Origin of the sequence: Desulfosoma caldarium (genome assembly GCF_003751385.1) — a bacterium.
Taxonomy (GTDB): domain Bacteria; phylum Desulfobacterota; class Syntrophobacteria; order Syntrophobacterales; family DSM-9756; genus Desulfosoma; species Desulfosoma caldarium.
Genome location: NZ_RJVA01000017.1, coordinates 80,560 through 101,205, shown reverse-complemented (window position 1 = coordinate 101,205; position 20,646 = coordinate 80,560). Strand labels below are relative to the sequence as shown.

General features: G+C 56.7%; 18 protein-coding genes. 6 read left to right on the top strand and 12 right to left on the bottom strand.

Features of this window, described 5'->3' with window-relative positions; all coding sequences use genetic code 11:
• Window positions 1-301: 301 nt before the first annotated feature.
• The 4 genes from clpB to dnaK all read right to left on the bottom strand — a co-directional run bounded on the left by clpB (window position 302) and on the right by dnaK (window position 6,567).
• Window positions 302-2,932: an ATP-dependent chaperone ClpB gene (gene clpB / locus EDC27_RS15665; RefSeq protein ID WP_123291570.1), complete on the bottom strand. Its 2,631-nt coding sequence runs from the start codon at window positions 2,930-2,932 to the stop codon at window positions 302-304.
• Window positions 2,933-2,958: 26 nt separating this feature from the next.
• Window positions 2,959-3,312: a chaperone modulator CbpM gene (locus EDC27_RS15660; protein WP_170161872.1), complete on the bottom strand. Its 354-nt coding sequence runs from the start codon at window positions 3,310-3,312 to the stop codon at window positions 2,959-2,961.
• Between the two features lie 229 nt (window positions 3,313-3,541).
• On the bottom strand, window positions 3,542-4,516 hold the full coding sequence (locus EDC27_RS15655; RefSeq protein WP_123291568.1) for a DnaJ C-terminal domain-containing protein: 975 nt from the start codon (window positions 4,514-4,516) through the stop codon (window positions 3,542-3,544).
• A gap of 173 nt (window positions 4,517-4,689) precedes the next feature.
• On the bottom strand, window positions 4,690-6,567 hold the full coding sequence (gene dnaK, locus EDC27_RS15650) for a molecular chaperone DnaK (RefSeq protein WP_123291597.1): 1,878 nt from the start codon (window positions 6,565-6,567) through the stop codon (window positions 4,690-4,692).
• Between the two features lie 283 nt (window positions 6,568-6,850).
• Here dnaK and EDC27_RS15645 point away from each other — a divergent pair, with 283 nt between their 5' ends.
• Window positions 6,851-7,546 (top strand): TIGR04211 family SH3 domain-containing protein, encoded by a 696-nt coding sequence (locus tag EDC27_RS15645; protein WP_170161871.1) that lies wholly within the window; start codon window positions 6,851-6,853, stop codon window positions 7,544-7,546.
• A 364-nt stretch (window positions 7,547-7,910) separates the two neighbouring features.
• Window positions 7,911-8,516, top strand: a complete 606-nt coding sequence (locus EDC27_RS15640; protein WP_123291566.1) for a hypothetical protein — start codon at window positions 7,911-7,913, stop codon at window positions 8,514-8,516.
• Between the two features lie 17 nt (window positions 8,517-8,533).
• Here EDC27_RS15640 and EDC27_RS15635 read toward each other — a convergent pair whose 3' ends face one another.
• The 6 genes from EDC27_RS15635 to EDC27_RS15610 form a co-directional block, all read right to left on the bottom strand.
• Window positions 8,534-9,493, bottom strand: a complete 960-nt coding sequence (locus tag EDC27_RS15635; RefSeq protein ID WP_123291565.1) for a hypothetical protein — start codon at window positions 9,491-9,493, stop codon at window positions 8,534-8,536.
• Between the two features lie 172 nt (window positions 9,494-9,665).
• Window positions 9,666-10,685, bottom strand: a complete 1,020-nt coding sequence (locus EDC27_RS15630) for a beta/alpha barrel domain-containing protein (protein ID WP_123291564.1) — start codon at window positions 10,683-10,685, stop codon at window positions 9,666-9,668.
• Window positions 10,686-10,852: 167 nt separating this feature from the next.
• The gene (locus tag EDC27_RS15625) at window positions 10,853-12,454 is read right to left on the bottom strand and encodes an acyl-CoA carboxylase subunit beta (protein WP_123291596.1); all 1,602 of its coding nucleotides are present in this window, start codon (window positions 12,452-12,454) and stop codon (window positions 10,853-10,855) included.
• 48 nt (window positions 12,455-12,502) lie between these two features.
• A complete protein-coding gene (locus EDC27_RS15620) occupies window positions 12,503-13,285 on the bottom strand; it encodes an enoyl-CoA hydratase (RefSeq protein WP_123291563.1) in 783 nt (260 codons plus the stop codon).
• Between the two features lie 68 nt (window positions 13,286-13,353).
• Window positions 13,354-14,538, bottom strand: a complete 1,185-nt coding sequence (locus EDC27_RS15615) for an acyl-CoA dehydrogenase family protein (RefSeq protein WP_123291562.1) — start codon at window positions 14,536-14,538, stop codon at window positions 13,354-13,356.
• Window positions 14,539-14,952: 414 nt separating this feature from the next.
• Complete coding sequence (locus EDC27_RS15610; protein WP_170161870.1) at window positions 14,953-15,750, bottom strand: 50S ribosomal protein L11 methyltransferase; 798 nt, start codon at window positions 15,748-15,750, stop codon at window positions 14,953-14,955.
• A gap of 180 nt (window positions 15,751-15,930) precedes the next feature.
• Between EDC27_RS15610 and EDC27_RS15605 the strand changes: the two genes are divergently transcribed.
• The 4 genes from EDC27_RS15605 (at window position 15,931) to EDC27_RS15590 (ending at window position 18,915) form a co-directional block, all read left to right on the top strand.
• The gene (locus EDC27_RS15605; RefSeq protein ID WP_123291560.1) at window positions 15,931-16,581 is read left to right on the top strand and encodes an MBL fold metallo-hydrolase; all 651 of its coding nucleotides are present in this window, start codon (window positions 15,931-15,933) and stop codon (window positions 16,579-16,581) included.
• A 5-nt stretch (window positions 16,582-16,586) separates the two neighbouring features.
• Entirely contained in the window at window positions 16,587-17,159 is a 573-nt protein-coding gene (locus EDC27_RS15600) for a methylated-DNA--[protein]-cysteine S-methyltransferase (RefSeq protein ID WP_211334942.1), read from the top strand.
• 110 nt (window positions 17,160-17,269) lie between these two features.
• The gene (locus tag EDC27_RS15595; protein WP_123291559.1) at window positions 17,270-18,613 is read left to right on the top strand and encodes an inositol-3-phosphate synthase; all 1,344 of its coding nucleotides are present in this window, start codon (window positions 17,270-17,272) and stop codon (window positions 18,611-18,613) included.
• A gap of 26 nt (window positions 18,614-18,639) precedes the next feature.
• Window positions 18,640-18,915: a cytoplasmic protein gene (locus EDC27_RS15590; RefSeq protein ID WP_123291558.1), complete on the top strand. Its 276-nt coding sequence runs from the start codon at window positions 18,640-18,642 to the stop codon at window positions 18,913-18,915.
• 432 nt (window positions 18,916-19,347) lie between these two features.
• Here the strand turns inward: EDC27_RS15590 and EDC27_RS16140 are convergent, their stop codons facing one another.
• Both EDC27_RS16140 and cobD read right to left on the bottom strand, forming a co-directional pair.
• A complete protein-coding gene (locus EDC27_RS16140; protein ID WP_170161869.1) occupies window positions 19,348-19,488 on the bottom strand; it encodes a hypothetical protein in 141 nt (46 codons plus the stop codon).
• The gene (gene cobD, locus EDC27_RS15585; protein WP_123291557.1) at window positions 19,488-20,636 is read right to left on the bottom strand and encodes a threonine-phosphate decarboxylase CobD; all 1,149 of its coding nucleotides are present in this window, start codon (window positions 20,634-20,636) and stop codon (window positions 19,488-19,490) included. The genes EDC27_RS16140 and cobD overlap by 1 nt, the downstream gene beginning before the upstream one ends.
• Window positions 20,637-20,646 lie beyond the last annotated feature (10 nt).

The window sequence follows — 20,646 nt, the reverse complement described above, 5'->3', positions numbered from 1 at the left end:
TCCTTTGATACGGCCGCCTTTGGCACGTCAAGGCACTTTGATCGCCCCGGGGAGCGCAAGCGCGATGCCGGCACGTCAGGCGGGCCGCAGGCCGCACTCCCGGGAACGAAGCCATGTCTGCGCGACCGGGGCGAAAGCCTTTGTTGCCAGCCAAGCAGCCCATCATGTCCACACCAAGAAGGCCTGCGGCTTCCTCAGCGTGTGCAACCGGGAAGATCACCTGTTTGACAGGCATAACCCCTGAGGCTCCTCTTGAAAAGGGTCCTCCTTCACGCACACGGTGGTCACGGCATCCCGGTGGTTAGGCGGCGTCGGCATTCAGCGGGTTCACATGAGCGACGTCCAAGCGGCCGTCTTTGACATGGACCTGAATCGTCGCCCCTTCCAAAATGTCTCCCGCAATAAGGGCTCGGCCGATGCGCGTTTCCAGCTCCCTTTGCAACAGCCTTTTGAGAGGCCGCGCCCCGTAGACCGGATCGTACCCCGCTCGAGCAAGCCACTCGCGAGCCTCTTCGCCGATTTCCAACCGTATGCGACGGTCCTTGAGGCGCCGCTCCAAGTCCTTGGTGAGCAGCCCCACAATGTTTTTCACTTCATCCAGGGTGAGCGGTTTGAACAAGACGATGTCGTCCACACGGTTCAGGAATTCCGGCCGAAAATGGCGTCGCAGATCCGCCATGACCCTTTCCCGCGCGTGCTCCTCGATTTCACCACGGTCGGTCACACCATCCAAAAGATATTGGGATCCGATGTTGCTGGTCATGATGATGACCGTGTTCTTGAAATCCACCGTGCGGCCTTGAGCGTCCGTGAGCCGCCCGTCGTCGAGGATCTGCAAGAGCACGTTGAAGACGTCATGGTGCGCCTTTTCAATCTCGTCGAAAAGGATGACGCTGTAGGGCTTGCGTCGCACAGCTTCCGTGAGTTGCCCCCCTTCTTCGTAGCCCACATAGCCCGGAGGCGCACCGATGAGGCGCGACACCGTGTGCTTTTCCATGTATTCGCTCATGTCGATGCGCACCAGGTTGTCTTCCGAATCAAAGAGGGCTTCCGCCAGAGTTTTGGCCAGTTCCGTTTTGCCAACGCCCGTAGGGCCAAGGAAGATAAAGGAACCGATGGGACGTCGCGGATCCTTGATACCGGAACGGGCTCGCAGCACCGCATCCGCCACCAGCTGCACCGCCTCATCCTGGCCCACGACGCGGCGGTGAAGCACTTCGTCCAATTTTAACAGCTTTTCCCTCTCCCCTTCCACCAAACGCGAGACCGGAATGCCCGTCCAACGGGAAACAATCTCTGCGATCTCCTCGTCGGTCACTTCCTCCCGCAGCAGGCGGTTTCCGCCCTGCTGCGCGCTCAATCGTTCTTCTTCGGCTTTGAGCTGCCGCTCCAGTTCGGGCAAGCGACCGTGCTTGAGTTCGGCCGCGCGATTCAGGTCGTACTGCCGTTCGGCGATTTCGATCTGGTGACGCACTCGCTCGATGTCTTCCCGAAGCGTTTGCACCCTCTTAATGGCTTCCTTTTCCGCTTCCCACTGGGCCCTCATGGCCCCGGCCTTTTCCCGCAATTCGGCCAATTCCTTGCGAAGATTTTCCAGGCGTTCCTGACTGGCCTTGTCCCGTTCCTTTTTCAGGGCGGCTTCCTCGATTTCCAGCTGCATCACCCGCCGCGTCACCTCATCCAGTTCCGCCGGCATGGAATCGATTTCCGTGCGAATCATGGCACAGGCTTCATCCACCAAATCGATGGCCTTGTCGGGAAGAAACCGGTCGGAAATATAGCGGTTGGAAAGCACCGCCGCGGCCACCAGGGCGCTGTCCTGAATCTTGACGCCGTGATGCACTTCAAAGCGCTCCTTAAGGCCTCGCAAAATGGAAATGGTGTCCTCCACCGACGGCTGATCCACCAGCACCGGCTGAAAACGGCGCTCCAGCGCCGCATCTTTTTCGATGTACTTGCGGTATTCATCCAGGGTCGTGGCCCCAATGCAATGGAGTTCTCCGCGGGCCAGCATGGGTTTAAGCATGTTGCCGGCATCCATGGCCCCTTCTGCCTTTCCGGCCCCGACGATGTTGTGCAACTCGTCAATAAAGAGCAGAATGCGGCCTTCGGATTCCTTGATCTCCTGCAACACGGCCTTAAGTCGCTCTTCAAACTCCCCTCGGTACTTGGCCCCAGCCACCAGAGCTCCCAAATCCAGAGCGTAAATGGTCTTGTCCTTAAGCCCCTCTGGGACATCGCCGCGCACGATGCGATGGGCCAATCCTTCCACGATGGCCGTCTTGCCCACACCGGGTTCCCCGATGAGCACGGGATTGTTCTTGGTTTTTCGACTGAGAATGCGAATAACCCGACGGATTTCACCGTCTCGGCCGATGACGGGATCCAGTTTTCCGCTGCGAGCTTCCTGCACGAGATCCCGGCCGTATTTCTGCAGGGCCTCGTAGGTGGATTCCGGATCTGCTGAGGTCACCCGTTGGTGGCCTCGAACGGCCGTAAGCGCTTTGAGCACGGCGTCTCGCGTCACGCCGTGTTTGTTGAGCACACGGCCGGAAGGCGTCGAGGTGCCTTCGTCCACAAAAGCCAGAAGAAGGTGTTCCACCGAGACGTAGTCGTCCTTGAGGTGGCGAGCCTCTTCTTCGGCCTTGACCAGCAGTTTATTGAGGCGCTGCGTGATGTAGACCTTGCCCGGTTCCGCGCCGGGGCCGCTCACGCGCGGCTTCTTTTCCAACGCCTCCACCACATCCTCTTGCACCGCACTCAAAGGAACATCCATGCGTTTCAAAAGCCGCGGCACCAAGCCTTCGGGTTGTTCCAGCAGTGCCGCCAGAAGATGTTCCCCGTCCACCTCCACATGCCCGTATTTGACGGCCTTGGTTTGGGCCGATTGCAAAGCTTCCTGCGATTTAACGGTAAACTTATTGAGATTCATGGTTGGGCCTCCTCAGTGTTCTATGGTCACGGCCGTTCTGTCCTGCAGCCGATCATCGCTCTTTCCAGTTCACGTAACCGGGATTCCAGTGTTTCGATGCGGTGCATCAAGTCCAGCACCACACCGATACCCACGTAATTGATGCCGAGATCACGACGCAACCGCACAATCTTGTGCACCCTGTCCACAGAAGACGGTGCAAACAAACTGGGCACTCCATCCCTTTCTTCCAGAGGATCCAAAAGTCCCAGGTGCACAAAGCGAATGATAAGATCCGGGTGCACCCCACACAAGGATGCCAACTCGGCCAAGGTCAGTCCCCAGAAATGGGATCCGTAAAACGTGCTCCTTCGAACGATACAAAAGCGTTTTTCCACCATGACGCCGGCCTCCTCATTCCACGCTGGACCGCCCCCACTGGGGAATTCCTTCAACGCTACCCCTTTCCTTTGAGACGCCTTAGGCTGTGCCTCAAAGGTTTTTCGACAATATTTTCGCCATCGCTTTGACGCCTTGAGTGAAAGCGGCGAAGTCGTGATGCACATCAAGGCCACGTCGGCTCACCACGTCTTTTCATCGGTGGCGCGATTCCGTCAAACGCTGCGCGGCTTATGCCCGTGGGTCAAAGCCTGATATGTCTTTGAGCTTTTCAAACAAGGTCTTTTCTTCTCGAGTGAGCTTCTTGGGCACCACAATCTTCAAGACCGCGTATAAATCCCCCGGCGCCCCTCGAGGATTGGGCATGCCCTTGCCACGCAACCGCAATTTTTGCCCCGATTGGGATCCTGCGGGAATCTTGAGCGCATAGGTGCCGCCTAAAGTTCTGACGGGAACTTCGGCCCCCAAGGCCGCTTCCCACGGCGCCACGGGAAGGTCCACAAACAGGTCCCGACCTTCCAACCGGTAGAGGGGATGAGGCTCGATTTCCACCTCAAGGTACAAATCCCCTGCCGGGCCTCCGCTCACCCCTTCGAAGCCCTGTCCGGCCAGACGAATCTTTTGACCCGGCAAGATGCCTTTGGGAATCTTCACTTCAAGAGTCTTCACCTCCGGACGCACCGTGCCGTCAATGGCGGTAGTCATTCCCTCAAACGAAATGGTCTTGGTGGCCCCATGGAATGCGTCCTCTAAACGGATGCGCAGCGTGGCATGGCGATCTGCTCCCGGCTGACGCCACGCCGCCCCGGGCCGAGTTCGCCCCGCACCCTGAGCTCGCCGAAAGCTCTGCCCGCCGAAAAGCATTTCAAAAAAGTCGCTGAAATCCCCGCTGCCTGACCAGAAAAATTCCTGTTGGCCGGGTCCGCCTTCGAAATCGAAATGCACATCCCACCCCGGAGGCGGTCGAAAATCCTGACCCGCACGCCAGTGGCTTCCCAACTGGTCGTATTTGGCACGCTTTTCCGGATCCTTGAGGACCTCATAAGCCTCGTTGATTTCCTTGAACTTTTCCTCGGCACCCGCCTCCTTGTTCACATCCGGGTGGTACTTGCGCGCCAGCTTTCTGTAGGCTCGCTGAATCTCTTCCTGACTTGCCTTTCGAGAAACCCCGAGGATTTCGTAGTAATCTCGGAACTTGACCGCCATGCGACGTCACCTCGATCTCTCCGTGATTTCGGCATCGCCCGATTCAGGGCGCAGCCCCCCGTTCTCCTTTTCCTTATCATTGTTCCAGGGAAAAAGCTCAAAAAACGGGGCGCACCGCCTTGGTGCGCCCCGCACCATTGGCCCCGCCCAGAGGCTCAGCATCCTGAGCGGCTTCATTTCTGGGTGAACTCCGCATCGATGACATCGTCGTCCGTGGACGCTCTGGAACCTCCCGCGGCCGACCCGGTTTGCGAATACGCCGTAGCGGCCAGGCCATGCAGTGCCTGTTGCAGATCACTAGCCAAAGACTGGTATCGCTCCTTGGATGTGGCCTCATTCGCCACGGCCTTTCGCGCCTCTTCCACGAGCGTCTCGCAGCGCGCCTTTTCATGCACGGGCACCTTGTCGGCCAGATCCTTGAGGGTGCGTTCCAGTTGGTAGGCCAAAGAGTCCACCTGGTTTCGAGCCTCCACGGTTTCACGGCGCCGGCGGTCTTCGGCCGCGTGGTCCTGAGCGTCTCGCAGCATGCGCTCCACTTCACTCTTATCCAGGTTCGTGGAATCGGAAATGGTCACCTTTTGCGCTTTACCCGTCTCTTCATCCCGAGCCGTCACATTGAGAATGCCGTTGGCATCGATGTCAAAGGTCACCTTGATCTGCGGCACGCCGCGCGGCGCCGGTCGAATGCCTTCCAAGCGAAAGCGGCCGAGCACGCGGTTATCTCGAGCCATCTCCCGCTCCCCTTGCAACACGACGATGTCCACTGCCGTTTGGTTGTCTTCGGCTGTGGAAAAGATTTCTTCGCGGCGGCACGGAATGGTGGTGTTGCGTTCAATAAGCTTGGTCATAACGCCGCCCAAGGTTTCCACACCCAGGGACAAGGGCGTCACATCCAGCAGAAGCACATCGTCCACCTCGCCCTTAATAATCCCCGCCTGAATGGCGGCGCCCACGGCCACCACTTCGTCTGGATTGACACTCATGTTGGGCTGCTTGCCTCCGGTCAGCCGCTTGACCAGTTCTTGAACCGCCGGAATGCGCGTGGATCCTCCCACGAGAATCACTTCGTCGATGTCCGTGGCGGTGAGTTTGGCGTCCGCCAGGGCCTGGTTAACCGGACCCATGCACCGTTCCACCAAGTCCCGCGTCAGCGCCTCAAACTTGGCCCGCGTCAGTTTCTTCACCAGATGTTTTGGCCCCGTGGCATCCGCTGTAATGAACGGCAAATTGATTTCTGTTTCCACAGTGGACGAAAGTTCGCATTTGGCCTTTTCCGCCGCTTCGAAAAGCCGCTGCAGGGACTGGCGATCCCTTTTAAGATCGATCCCCGTGTCCCTTTGAAACTCTTCGGCCAACCAATCCACGATGCGCTTGTCAAAGTCATCGCCGCCCAAATGGGTGTCCCCAGCGGTGGCCCGCACTTCACACACCCCGTCGCCCACGTCCAGAATGGACACATCAAAGGTGCCGCCCCCTAAGTCAAAGACGAGGATGGTTTCGTTTTCCTTCTTTTCCAATCCGTAGGCCAAGGCGGCCGCCGTCGGTTCATTGATGATGCGAAGCACCTTTAAGCCAGCAATCTCGCCGGCCTGCTTGGTGGCCTGGCGCTGCGCATCGTTGAAATAGGCCGGAACCGTGATCACCGCCTCGGTGACTTTTTCCCCCAAATACTTGGAGGCATCGTCCACGAGCTTTCTCAAAACCTGGGCGGACACTTCTTCAGGAGCCAGCAACTTGCCTCGAATGTCAAACCGAACCGCATCACTGGGCCCCTTAACCACTTTGTACGAAACAATCGTGGATTCCTCCTGCACTTCATCCCAACGACGCCCGATAAAACGCTTGGCGGACGCCACCGTGGCCTGCGGGTTCAGAATGGCTTGACGACGCGCCACCTGCCCCACCAGCCTTTGGCCGTCCTCCATATACGCCACCACTGAGGGCGTCGTGCGAGACCCTTCGGCGTTGGGAATCACCGTGGTTTTGCCGTTTTCCCAAACAGCCACCACCGAATTGGTGGTCCCAAGATCAATCCCCACTGCTCGGGCCATATCCTTCATCCTCCTTGCTGCCAAGAGATCTTGCAAACCAAAGCGATTTTCATAAGATGCGCTTTGATCCTTAAGTTAATCATCCATGGCGCCTGCGCCAGTAGCGGAGGATAATTTTGTCACTTTTTTCCTTCCCGAAAAGCCTTTCAGCTTTTCCTTGCCGAACCTTTGGGGGGCCTATTATAGTTGCCAATTGTGTCGTTTCATCCAGACGGTGGGCCGCGCCCTGCCGCAATGGACAAGGATCTTGCACCGATGAGGTATGACCAAAGGGGGAGTTGAGGTGGGCAATCGTGGCGTTTTGCGCCGGTGGTGGACCGCAGCGGTCGGCACGACGCTGATCCTGGTTTCCTGTACAGCCTGGGCGGCTTATGTCACAGATGAGTTTGAAATCACGCTGCGCACCGGACCGAGCACCTCCCACAGAATCGTGGCCATGCTGCGTTCCGGGCAGGAGGTTCAGGTGCTTCAGAAAAACGATGCCGGCTGGGCTTTTGTGCGCGTTCTGGACGGGCCGGCCAAAGACAAGGAAGGATGGGTCATCAACCGTTATCTTATGGAACGCGTGCCCTGGGAAAAGCAAGCCGCTCAATTGCGCCAGGAAAACACGGCCATCAAGTCCTCCTTGACCGAATCCGATTCCCAATGGCTGCGGTATCAGACGCGGGAAAAGGAACTCACCGAAACTCTGGAAAAAACCTCTCGAGAACTGGAAGCGCTCAAAAAAGAACACCAGGTGCTTCGTGAAGGGGCCGCCGATTATTTGAAACTCAAGGAGGAATTCGAGCGAACGCAAGCGGCACTGGCGGAAAGTCAGGCCTTGGCCAAAAGGTTGGCGCAGGAAAATGAGAGCCTGAGGGTTTCCCAAAACATTCGTTGGTTTATAATAGGAGCCTTGGTGCTTTTGTGCGGCTGGATCATCGGTCTTGTCATGGGACGCCAGCGTCGAAAGAAAAGCGGCGGCCTGCATTTTTCTTAGGTCTTCAATCAAGGACACAGCGTTCCCCGATTTTCTTGCCTGGCCCTTGATCCTCTCACGATTTCTAGGCCATAATATCAATGGAATTTGGCCGCCTGTGGCGGTAGGGGTCAAAACCCAAGGCATCCAATCCGTCATTTCATTCTTCCTAGGCAACACTCCACAAGGGTCCGTGGACCGGAATGCGGCGATAAGGCCTGGTTCTTGCCCACGGCAACGTTTTCATCAAAGTTCACCATCCGGTCCCGAACCATGGTGAAAAGGCTTTTGGCGGGCGCGCCATGCGCCGAAGAATATGGCAAGGGGGCGCAGGCCTTGGAGAACCTTGTGAACAATTTCGAAGGGATTCTGCCAGGAGGTGGGCATGACCCTGTTGGAAACCCGCAGTCTTCTGGAATACTTTAAGGATGCCGTGGAAAAGGCGTCTCAGGACCTGGACGTGGAAATTTCCCAGCTGGCCCAGTTTTACCTGGTGGACTTGTTGTCCCGCTACGCCCAGGCATCAACGCTGCAGGAACCCGAATGGGGAGAACGGGATAAACCCTTTGCCCAGGCCCTTTTGGAAAGCTATGGTGTTTCCAGCGAAAAACGGGCGCGCATTTTACGGCAAATCGGAGACACGACCCTTTTTGTGTCGGGATTTTTTTCCGACAGTTTTCATCGGCGCCTTGTGGACATCGACTACTACGCCGCCATCGGCAGCACGGCGTACCGATCCCTGGAATCGCTGCTGGCCATGCGCTTAGTGGACTGGGGCTTTGAGGGGGTCTTTCAGGAACTCAGTGAAAAGTTTTTGCGCCTCGTGGATCTGTTCGCCGAAATCGGAGACACGTCGGGCCGGCAACACGCCGGAGGCATTCTGAGAATTTACGAACGATGGCTCAAGACCAAGAGCCCTCGGGATCGAAGGCTGCTTCGGCAAATGGGCATCATGCCCATTGATGAGTCTTCCCCGGACATTCTGCATTGATGGCCACCACGTCTTTGTCATAGGCGGTCTTGAAGCAGGGCTTCCTCCAGCCTCTTGATTCGTTCCTGAAGCTTACGAAAATACGTGCTCAGGGTCTTGAGGATCACCAGGGTGTCCGCATTGTGCAGGGGCATGCGGGAAAGTAGCTGGTCGTAAAAAAGGCCGTCCAGACGCGAGAGGTAGAGCCTTTCCAATCGTGACAAGAACCCGAAGCCCAAACCAAAGACCAGGGTGGCCGCCACGGTGTGCACGAGGGCCAAGAGGCTGGCGATACCCACCACGGCGTTACTCGCCGCATCCAGCGCACCGTCAATGACGGGCTGAAGCCAGAGGTAAAACACCCAACAAGATTGCACAAACCCCAACAGAGGAAGGGCTCGGCTGATGGATCGAAAGGCGTCCCAAGATGACAGGACGAGATGCCAGTCCAACCCTTCCAGCCGCTGCTCTCGATGCACCATCTCATTAGAAGACGGCGTGCCTCGGCCGTCAAAAACAAGAAGGCGCAGCCGCTTGTGGGCCAAGGAAAAAAGGGACCAGGGCAGGCGGGAGGCATCCCGAGCCAGAGCCATCAGCGAAAGGACATGAGGCGCATTGTCTTCAAACCAATCAGCTCGCCCCGAATTCTTCCCCGAAGCGTCGGATTTCACATGCCTCCTGAGCGAGCGAGCCACCAGAAACGTTCCCCAGACCTGAACGAGAAGCCACAAGGCTCGCAGCATCAGGCAGGCACAGAGGACGCCGAACAGGTAGAAAATCACCAATCCCAAAAGGCCCTGGTTCGCCCAAGGCGCGCTCAGCCAAAAGTCGACCCTTTGCAAGGCTTCTTGAGGTTTCAGGGAACCGTGCGGCAACGAAGGGCTAAAGGCCGAGCGCAGTTGAGCCGAGAACGGAAATCCCGCCGCAAGGCACATGAGAAGAAAAGCAAACCACCACAGCCTTTGCGTGGATTCGTAACGACGAATGCCGTATTCCATGGAATCCCCCCATGAGATCGTTTCGCTCCATGAATACGGCACGGCCTGTGAGAAAGGCAATGACAATCTTGAGGAAATCCACCACCAGCGAAGCGGTGGGCACGCACAAGACCAATGTGAAAAAAGAGCAAAAAGAAGGGAGCCCGCAAAGGGCTCCCTTTGGTAAGAACTTCTATCCGCGGCCGGTCATGGACTTGGGAATGCGCCCCGTGCGCACACATTCGGAACGCAGCCGGCGGCCCACGATCCTTTCCACCCAACGACCGATTTCCAGAACCTTATCCACATCCACTCCGGTATCGATGCCCATCTCATCCATCATGACCACCATGTCTTCCATGCACACCAGACCCACAATGGAAGGGTCCACATAGTAGTAGGAACCCGTACCGGCCACCGGCACGCCATCCACAAAGTTGGCCGGCTGCCCACCTATGCCTCCCAAGGTGCCTTCATAGTGGGTGATGCCCGCCTGGAGGGCGGCCAGCACATTGGCCAGGCCCCAACCTCGGGTCACATGGAAATGGGCGATGTGCTTGGACGTGTCCGGAATGGCGTCCAGAATCATGGAAAAGTATTCATAGACTTTGTTGGGCGGCGCCGAACCGTCGTGATCGGCATGTTCAATGTCGTCGGCCCCAATGTCCAGCCAGCGCTTGGTGAATTCTACGGCCTTTTTGAGTTCCGTAGGCCCTTCGATGGGACAGCCCCATATGGTGCTCACCGTACCGCACACCTTCATGCCCACCGCATGGGCCTTGGGGATGTATTCTTCACACATTTTCCAGTACTCGGCCAGTGAAAGCCCGGAATTCTTTTTATGGTGCGATTCACTCGTGGAGACCATGAGCAGGATGCGATCGGGCCCGTAGCCTTCCTGACGCGCTTTGATGGCGCGTTCCACGGCCTTTTCTCGAATGGTGATGGCGGTGACTTCCACATCCTGAATCATCTGCGCGATTTTCTTGCTGCTTCGAAAGCGCTTGAGCAGTTCGTCAGCGTCTTTGAACTGGGGCATGCCCTTCGGGTTGCCCAGATTAGTCAGTTCAATGCGCCGAAAACCCGCCAGCACCAGCTGCTCGGCCACCCAGAGTTTGGCCTCAAGGGGAATGTACTTTTCCTCGTGTTGAAAGCCGTCTCGAACCGTGATGTCGCCCAAAACCACCTTCTTTGGATAATTCATAACGGCCATTCTGATTCCTCCTTGCGTGTCGAATCGGGGTTGGCGTGTTCGCGGTGCACGGCATCCCTCATTTGGCGGCATATAAGGCGGTTTCACACCTTCGGCACCCTGAGCACGGTTCCTTTAAAGCTCCTTCATGGTCGGCAATGGCGACCCAAAGGGGAGTCTCAGCTCTTTTAGAACCGCAGGTTGCCGAAAGCCGGATCGGGTATGGGTTTGAGCAAACTCACTTCAAAGGCCATAGCCAGCCAGTCGCGGATTTCTCGAAACTTCAAAACCCTATCGTTCAAAAGCCGAGCCCCACAAAAGAACGGATGGGCTTCTCCGTCATATTTTTCAATCATCTGGGAGCGAAAGGCCTGTTTTTCGCCGTCACTCATAGGGTTTCCTTTCGCAGCCCTCTTCCGTTCTTCAATGGAAAGGAGCACCTCGGCCGCCGACCGCCCGCTCATGACCGACGTTCTCGCCCTCATGGTGGCAAACAGAAAATGCGGTCGGTAAGCTCGACCACACATGCCGTAGTTGGCCGCTCCGTTGTCCGGGCCGATGACCAACTGAATGCGAGGAACCTGAGCGCAGGAGACGGCCCGAACCATGTCCGCGCCGTATTTGCCGATGCCCATATGTTCCGATTCCGAACCCACCATGTAGCCCGGGGAACTTTGCATGAAGAGCAAGGGCACCTTTTCCTGACAGCAGCGCACGATCCATTCGGTGGCCTTGCGAGCCGCTTCCACGAAAATGATTCCCAAGCCGTTGGCGGCGATGATGCCCACGGGAATCCCTTTAAGGCGAATCTTTCCCGTGACGATGTTGTCTCCACGGCCGGGAGCATAGTTCTTTTTGTATTCAATGAAATGGCTGTCGTCGGCTAAGGCCTGAATCACAACCCTCACGTTGATGCCCTGGTGAATCTTGGCCGGAAGCTCTTCGTAAATGGTTTCCACCGGCACCAGGGGCGGCGATTCGGCGTAGCGGTGAATGTGCAGCTTTTGGGGAGGTTCCAGCGACAGAATCTCTCGAACCTTTTCAATGGCCTCGTCCTGGGTCCGACAAAAATGGTCGGCACCGCCCGAAATCTGCGTGTGCACGCGGGCACCGCCCAGATCCTCCGCAGAGATGACTTCGCCGGTCGCCGCCTTGACCAATGGAGGACCACCCAAAAAGGAATAGGCCAGCTTCTCGATCATGACCGCCTGGCAGGCCATGAAAACGATGTAGGCGCCTCCGGCCGTGTTGCCCCCCGTGCTTAAAGTGATTTGCTTCAGGCCTTTGGCGGACATGCGGGCCATGTTGTAGAACATGGACCCGAAATGGCCGTCGTCGGGAAACACGTCCGCCTGCATCGGCAGAAAGGCACCGCCGGAATCGGCGATATACACGCAGTTCAAGCCGCATTGCTCCGCAATGGCCTGAGCGCGCAGGTGTTTTTTTAGGGTGATGGGGAAATAGGTTCCGGCCTTGACTCGGCTGTCGTTGGCAATGATCATGGTCCAGTTGCCATAGATCTTGCCGATGCCCGTCACGATACCACCGCACGGCACATCGTCCACCTCAGGGTAGTGCATGCCAAAGCCTGCCAATCGGCTCAATTCATAGAATTCCGTTCCGGGATCGATGAGCTTCTGAATGAGTTGCCGGACCGGCTGTTTGCCCTGTTTGGCCAGGCGTTGCACCGCCGCTTCTCCGCCGGGCCACATGGCTTCATAGACCCTTTCATCAAGTTTGAGCTCTTCGTTTTCCCAAAAAGCCCGATTTTCCGCTCGCGGATCGCTCATGGCGTCACCCTTTATGTCTTCGCGCAGGATGGCTTGACCCCTCACACCTCATCGGCCCTTGTAAATGGGTTTGCGTTTTTCCCGGAAAGCTGCAAGACCTTCTAGACGGTCCTCCGTCGGAATGGTGACCCAATAGGCATTGGACTCAATGGCCAAGCCCGTGTGCAGATCTGTTTCCATTCCGTAATTGATGGCGTACTTGGCCTGCTGTATGGCAATGGGGCCCGTTTCACAGATCATGGCGGCCATGGCCAAACATTCTTCCTTAAGCTTTTGCGGTGGGGTCACAGAGTTGACCAAGCCAATGCGAAGAGCTTCTTCGGCACCCACACGGCGTCCGGTGAAGATGAGCTCCTTGGCCTTTCCTCGCCCCACAAGCCGTGGCAGCCGCTGCGTGCCCCCGGCGCCGGGAATGATGGCAAGCCGCGTTTCCGTCAGGCCCATAGTGGCCGTCTCGGACGCGATGCGAAGGTCACAGGCCAGGGCCAGTTCTGTGCCACCGCCCAAGGCTACCCCGTTCACCGCAGCGATAACCGGCTTAGGCAATTCTTCGATGGCAGTAAAAAGATTGCGAATGGTGAAAATAAACTCTTTCACCTGATCGTCGGACAGCGTGGCCCGCTCCTTTAGGTCCGCTCCCGCACAAAAAGCCTTGTCTCCCGCCCCCGTAACGATCACCACGCGAATCTCGGCATCGAAACGCAGGGCTTCGATTTTGTCCCGAAGCCCGTGAAGCATGGCAAAGTTGAAAGAATTCATGACCTCCGGTCGATTCAGCGTGAGAATCGCCACCTGATCCCTGCGCTCCTCCAAAACCACCGGCTGCTCCATGGCCCCCTCCCTCTACGGCGCACATCTTCAGCCTTTCATCCACGGGCAAGGTCTTCTTGATCTGCCCTTTAAACCTTGCCGGCTCGAGCAAAGGCTTCCCGAAGAAGTTCTCGAGCCACCACGATCCGTCGAATCTCGTTGGTTCCCGCGCCGATTTCGTAGAGCTTGGCATCGCGCCACAGTTTCTGCACGGGAAATTCTAGAGAGTACCCGTAACCGCCGTGGATTTGAACGGCTTGGTTGCACACCCATGTGGCCGTTTCCGAGGCGAAAAGAATGGCTGCCGCGGCCTGGCGGGTCAATTCGGTGCCCTTGCCCCCTCGGGGCGCGTTCTGGGCCACCAGGGCTGCCCGGTACACCAAAAGGCGAGCCGCCTCGGTGCGGGCGTACATGTCCGCCAGCTTTTGCTGAATCATTTGAAACTTGCCGATGGGCTGCCCGAACTGTTCCCTTTCGGCCGCATAACGGATCGAGTAGTCCAGAGCTTGTTGGGCCATGCCTATGGAGCCGCCAGCCAAAACAACGCGCTCGACATCTAGACCGCTGGTCATGACGTGGACTCCCATGTTTTCCTCACCCACCAGATTTTCCGCCGGGACTTCGCAGTCTTCAAAGACCAGCTCACCCGTTGGGGATCCGCGCATACCACATTTCTTAATCTTTCGAGACACCGAAAAGCCGGGAAAATCCTTTTCCACAATGAATGCACTGATGCCCTTGGCCCCCTTTTCCGGAGCCGTCTTGGCATAGACCAGGATGACGTCGGCAATGGGCCCGTTGGTGATCCACATCTTTGTGCCGTTCAAAATGTACTTGTCGCCTTTTCTTTCCGCCCTTGTGCGCAAACTCATGGCATCGGAGCCCGCATTGGGTTCGGTGAGCCCCAGAGCGCCGATTTTTTCTCCGCGAACCATGGGGGGCAGATATTTTTCTTTGAGCTTTTCGCTCGCATTTTTATAGATGTTGTGCATGCACAGGTTGGAATGGGCCGCGTAGGTCATGGCTAACGCGGGACAGATGCGGCTCATTTCCTCTACGGCCAGGGTCTGCATGAGCACGTCGCCGCCGAGGCCGCCGTATTTTTCATCGATGGTGATACCGAGAATGCCGATTTCGGCGCATTTCTTGAAAAAGTCCGGAGGAAACCAATCCTCATCGTCCACCTTTTCCTGAATAGGACCCAGCTCATTGACAGCCCACTTGTGCACCGTTTCCTTGATCATGCGCTGTTCATCGCTCAGTTCAAAATCCATGGCCGCCTCCTTGCCTCACCCGAACAAAAACTGTTTATCTTTCATCCCGCATAAATAAGACTCCGTATGCGAACACAGCCCATAGGCCCTGCGCGCTCCCCCCTCGTGTGAACACGCGCCGCGTGAACGGAGTGGATCCCGGTGCTGGAGCCACAGGCGCTGGAAGGATAACTAAGGGAATGGGAAAGTTTCTCCACCTTCGGGGTCATTTGTTTTTATTGGACTACCCAAAGTTTGTCAACAACGAACCCTCAAAGGGTGGCCTTGGAACGGATGCACGCCGATAATTCTTACTGCGCTCTGGGACGATTCCACAGAGGGATAGCCACGGGGGCATGTCTGAAAACCGGCACGATGGGCCTCTGTGAAGGCGGCGCGGCCGACTTCTAGGGCGCTTCAGGAAACCCAAGGGGTTTAAGGACATGAGGGGGAGCGAGTCCAAAAGGATGCGGCCCAGTCTTCTTGAACGGCATGGCTGTGCAGCGTGTGGGTTTCAAGGAATACGCATTCCAAGGGTTGTGTTTGGCTCTGAAGGTAGCCGCTGCAGATCACCCAAGGAAAGCGTTTCCAGCCGTCGGTGCGCAACACGGCACGCAAGTTTGGCCATTCCAGATTAAGGAGAAGGAGTTCGCCAAAGTTGCCGATGGCGTCCAGGCTGTTTGCCGTGACAACTAAGACTTGATGTTCCAGGCGATTTTTTCGAACGTTGGCCGCGGCTTCTTGCGTGGCAAGCGGGTTCACATCGAGGGCCAGCACCCGTTGAGCGCCCAGTCGAGCCGCTGCGAGGGCCAGAATCCCTGTGCCGGTTCCCACATCCACCACGGTCTTCATGGATTCCGGGGCAAACACTCGGGCGAGAAGGTTCAAGCACAGTTGGGTCGTGGGATGCATGCCGGACCCGAATACTAAACCAGGCTGGACGATGATGTCGAGGGAATGGGCCGAAAGTTCATTGTCGAAAGGGGATGCGCACAGGATGCGAAACGGTCCCACAGTCACACATTGGGGCGGGAGTCTTTGCCACTGGTCGTAGTTGATCTCGTAGCGCCCGGTGACGTGAAAGCCCTTGGACGCAAGATGCGCCACCACGAGCTGCGTGACTTTGCGATCGTAAAAGCAATACACATAAGGCGGTTCTCGCCAACATCCCACAAGACCCTCTCCCGACACCCCCCCACCCTCGCACCCGGGTTTCACCAGACACTCCAGCACATACAACTTCTTGGGAAGGTTGTTCCGAGCCTCGCGGTGGCAAGAAGGGCGAGTCTTTGAAGATCTTTTGACTTTCAAACAATCCTGAGCCATTTTAGTCTCCCTTACGTTTCGGGATTCAGAGTCTGCAGGGGTTGTCCTGCCACGTTGCAAGGATTTCGCGCTGCATTGGGGGAAGCCATGAAAATCTTACAAAAGCCGGTCGGCATGATGGAGGTTTTTTGCTATCTCGTGATGGATGAGGCGACAGGCGATGCCGTTCTGATCGATCCCGCGGGCAATGAGGAGGAACTGGCGGCATGGCTTCAGGCCAATAGAGCCGTTTGTCGCTACATTGTCAACACCCACGGGCATGCGGATCACACCTGTGGCAATCGGCGCATGAAGGAACTCACGGGTGCTCCCATCGTCATGCACGCTCTAGATGACGATTTCTTTCAGATACCTGAAAACCAGGCCTTTGCCCGAGCTATGGGCTTTCCCATCAGTCCTCCAGCAGATGTGCGTGTTGAGGACGGCGACACCATAACCTTTGGGTCCTTGACCATGCAGTTCATTCACACGCCGGGCCATACGCCCGGTGCGTGCTGTCTTCTCATCGACGGTAATCTTTTTACGGGGGACACCCTTTTTGTGGGCGCCGTGGGGCGCACCGATCTTCCCGGCGCCTCTTTTGAACAACTCCTGGAATCCCTTCGCAAACTCACGCGCCTGCCTCCCGAAACCATCATCTGGCCGGGGCACGATTATGGCGACCAGCCCACGTCTACCATCGGTCGAGAAATGGAAACCAACCCCTACATCACAGATTTTCTCATGGACGAGGACTAGAGCTCATGCATTCCCTGTGGGTCGACCTTTTCTTTTTTCCATCTTGGGGATGGTTTCTGACGGCGGCCACATCCAAAGGTCTGTGCGCCTGTCACGTGCTCACCGTCGATTTTCAAGGAGAGGGCATGGACGTGGCCTCCACGGATGTGCAACGAGCCGCCGAAACCCATCTTCACCGCCTATTTCCGGGCACAAAGCTCATGTGGCAACCCAATGGGGTGTCTTCGGTGGCCCGCGAAGCTTTGACGGCGTACCTTGCCGGTGGGGGAGAACACCCCCACGTTGCTTTAGACTGGATTGTGGGCACATCCTTTCAGCATAGGGTTTGGCAGGAACTGTGTCGCATTCCGTACGGGGCAACCCTTTCCTATGGAGACCTTGCGCGCCGTTTGGGCCTTTCGCAGGGAGCCCGCGCCGTTGGGCAAGCCTGCGGCAGGAACCCCATGGCCATTGTGGTCCCTTGCCATCGCGTCATCGGACGAAACGGATCCCTGGGCGGCTACTCGGGAGGCATTCACATCAAGAAAGCCCTTCTGGCTTTGGAAGGATGGAAGCCCGACGCTCGGCCTTTGCCTTGACACTGCAAGAAACCGAGGCCTATAGGAAAGCCGTGCTGGCGTAACACAACGATGGGACGTACGCGACAACCATGTAGGCCATGGATTTTTGAAAACATCGGAGGAAAACCGTGCTGGCAAAAGACCTCAAGCGCAAAGAGGACATCGAAACACCCCGCGGTAAGCTTGGCGTGCTCATTCCTGGAATCGGCGGAGCTGTGGCCACCACCTTTATGGCCGGCGTTGAAGCTGTTCGCCGAGGCCTCGCAGAACCCATCGGATCTCTCACGCAAATGGGAACCATTCGACTGGGCAAACGCGATGAATATCGCACGCCGCGCATCAAAGATTTCGTGCCTCTGGCTTCCCCGGACGACCTCGTTTTTGCCGGCTGGGACATCTACGAAGCCAACGGGTATGAGGCGGCCCTTTTTGCCAAGGTGCTGCGAAGGGAACATCTGGAGCCGATCCGTGATTTTCTGGAAACCGTGCAGCCCATGAAGGCAGTCTTTGACCGCCGCTTCGTTAAGAATCTGGACGGAAATCACGTGAAATCGGGATCCAGCCTTCGGGACCTCACGGAAGCCGTCAAGGAAGACATCGCCCAATTCAAGCAGGCCCATGGCATCGACCGATGCGTCATGATCTGGTGTGGCAGCACGGAAGTGTACCTCAAACCCGAAGAACCACACCAATCCCTGGACGCCTTTTTGAAAGCCGTGCAGAACAACGACCCTCGCATTTCCCCGAGCATGATCTATGCGCTGGCAGCTCTGGAGAGCGGCATTCCCTACATCAACGGGGCTCCGAACCTCACCGTGGATATTCCCGCCATGGTGACGCTGGCTAAGGAAAAGAAGGTCCCTATCGCCGGCAAGGATTTCAAGACCGGTCAGACCCTCATGAAAACCATTCTTGCGCCGGGACTCAAAGCCCGCATGCTGGGCCTGGAAGGCTGGTATTCCACAAACATTTTGGGCAACCGGGACGGCTTGGTTTTGGACGACAAAGACTCCTTCAAAACCAAGGAAGAAAGTAAACTCTCGGTCCTCGAATACATTCTGCAACCCCAACTCTACCCCAGCCTGTACAAGAACTACTATCATAAGGTCACCATTAATTATTACCCGCCCCGCGGGGACAACAAGGAAGGCTGGGACTGCATCGATATTTTCGGCTGGATGGGTTATCCCATGCAAATCAAAGTGGATTTTCAATGCCGAGACAGTATTCTGGCTGCGCCGCTGTGCCTGGATCTGGTTCTTTTTGCCGATCTGGCCCAACGCATCGGCATGTACGGCATTCAGGAATGGCTTTCCTTTTATTTCAAGAGCCCTATGCATCGAGAAGGGCTGTATCCCGAACACGACTTGTTCATTCAGCTCATGAAGCTCAAAAACACGCTGCGCTACTTTATGGGCGAAGAGCAGATCACCCATTTCGGGCTGGATTATTACATGAACGATCTGTCGTGAACGGTACGCGAGGGAGGCGCTGCGGCATGGGAACGAAACATACCCACCGTTTCGTGGAAACGTATGACGGGATGGTGGCTTTTGGGTTTTCGCGGGATCTGGATGAAAAATCTCTCATGGTCTACCTGCAAAAATTTTCCGACGATGATCTAATGCACATCCTCATCCCCCGCCTTTCCGACAGGGAAATAACCGAGCTTTTCGACATGCTTTCCAACCTCATGCGAAAGCACCTCACCGACAACGAGTACCACACGCATTTCCTTAAGGAGGAAGCCCATTTGGCTTCGACACCTCCCTGAGCGCCCCTTCAGGAATCCCTCTCACGGAGCCAATGGGGCGGCCCAGTTTCACAAACGTTGACCCAAACCGCCGCCCGCGAGGCGCAAGCCTCTGTGGCGCGGGTTTTCTTTTCCACATGCCGCGGCTGGACTTCTCCAGAGTCCAGCCATGGAATCCCCCCAGCTGCCCCAATCCTGGGCAGATTCAAGCTTGAAAGACCCCTTCCTCGCCTGGATACCCCCCTGAAGTTTGCGAAAAACAAAATGGTTTGCAGCGCTTTTTTCAAGCGTTTACAGAGCCTTCGGGGCTTGCTAGCGGCTCATCAAGAAAGCCTGAAAGAGCTCTGCGAAGATCGTTGCGGAAATCGGCACGAAGAGCTTTCCTTAAGAGCAGTTTCAGGGCACTCGGGTCTTTATCTTTCGAAGGGCGTGAAGGATGTTCGGGGAACAGTTTCAAAACGTCCTCTTCCAAAGTCGCCAGCACATAGTGTCCCTGGCCTCCACCGTGCCCTGCTGTATGTCCTGTAGTATTCTGGAACGAACACCCTCTTTGTAGCCTTCCTTCTTGATCAGTTCATAGGCGTAGGATTCCATCAGGATGTCCCTTCTGCGCTCCAAGAGCCTACGACGTCGTGGGATCGGCGCCACTGGGTAAGAGCCTCGATGAGGCGATCGTTTTCGTGAGGAAGCCGCACGGCGACGCGAAAGTCCTGCGGTGTCAATCCGTCGAAATTGGCGCAGTCTCGAATGAGCATGCGATGGCGCACGAGAAGTTCTTCCTTGAGTGCGGCAGCCGTTCCCAGGCAGGGGTCGAGGCGCACGAGCAGGTAGTTGGCGGCGGACGGAAACACTGTGAACCCCGGAATGCGGGCCAACGCTTCGCTCAAACGCACCCTTTCCGCGCCAACCACATCCAGGGTTTTTTGACGATAGTCCTCGTGCTGCAGACAATGCACTCCCGCAGCTTGGGCCAGGGTGTTCACGGACCACGGAGGCACATGGCGTCGCAGGCGTGCGGCCCATGCCGAAGACGCCGCTAAATATCCCAGGCGCAATCCCGGAATGCCGTAAAACTTGGTCATGGATCGAATGACCACCAAGTTCTCGTGCCCTCTTAGGGCCGGCAGAAAAGATTCATGTTCGCAAAAATCCACAAACACTTCATCCACCAAAAGGATGACGCCTCGATGTCCCGTCTCTTCCAAAAGAAATCGCCGTACATTGAGCGGCATCAAAGATCCGCAGGGGCTTCCAGGGTGCGTCACCAAGATGGCCTGGGGTTGAAAGACCTCCATGGCTCGGCCCAATTGGTGCAATGTCGGCTGAAAGTCGTGGACCGCTTCCGCGACACACAAGTTCATTTGGCATCCGTGAAGGGCAAAGGCTTTCACATATTCCTTGAAGGTGGGCACCACCGCGAGCACTCTGGACACTTCCATGGCCTTGGGAAGTATGTAGATGAGTTCGGTGGATCCGTTGCCTACGACAATTTGATCGGGATCCAATTGAAAACGCCGGGCCAAGGCATCTACCAGAGCTTTGTTGGTCATGTCCGGATAGTGTTGCACGCGCTTAAAGGTTTGAACCAAGACGTCCAGAAGCCCTTCAGGAGGTCCCAAGGGATTGATGCTGGCGCTGAAATCCACAAGGTCTTCCGGGGCGCATCCCAGTTGCCGCGCTGTTTCAAATACATTGCCGCCGTGAATTGGGATTCCCTCGCCGTTTTTTCCCTGTATCGTCACGCCGAGCTCC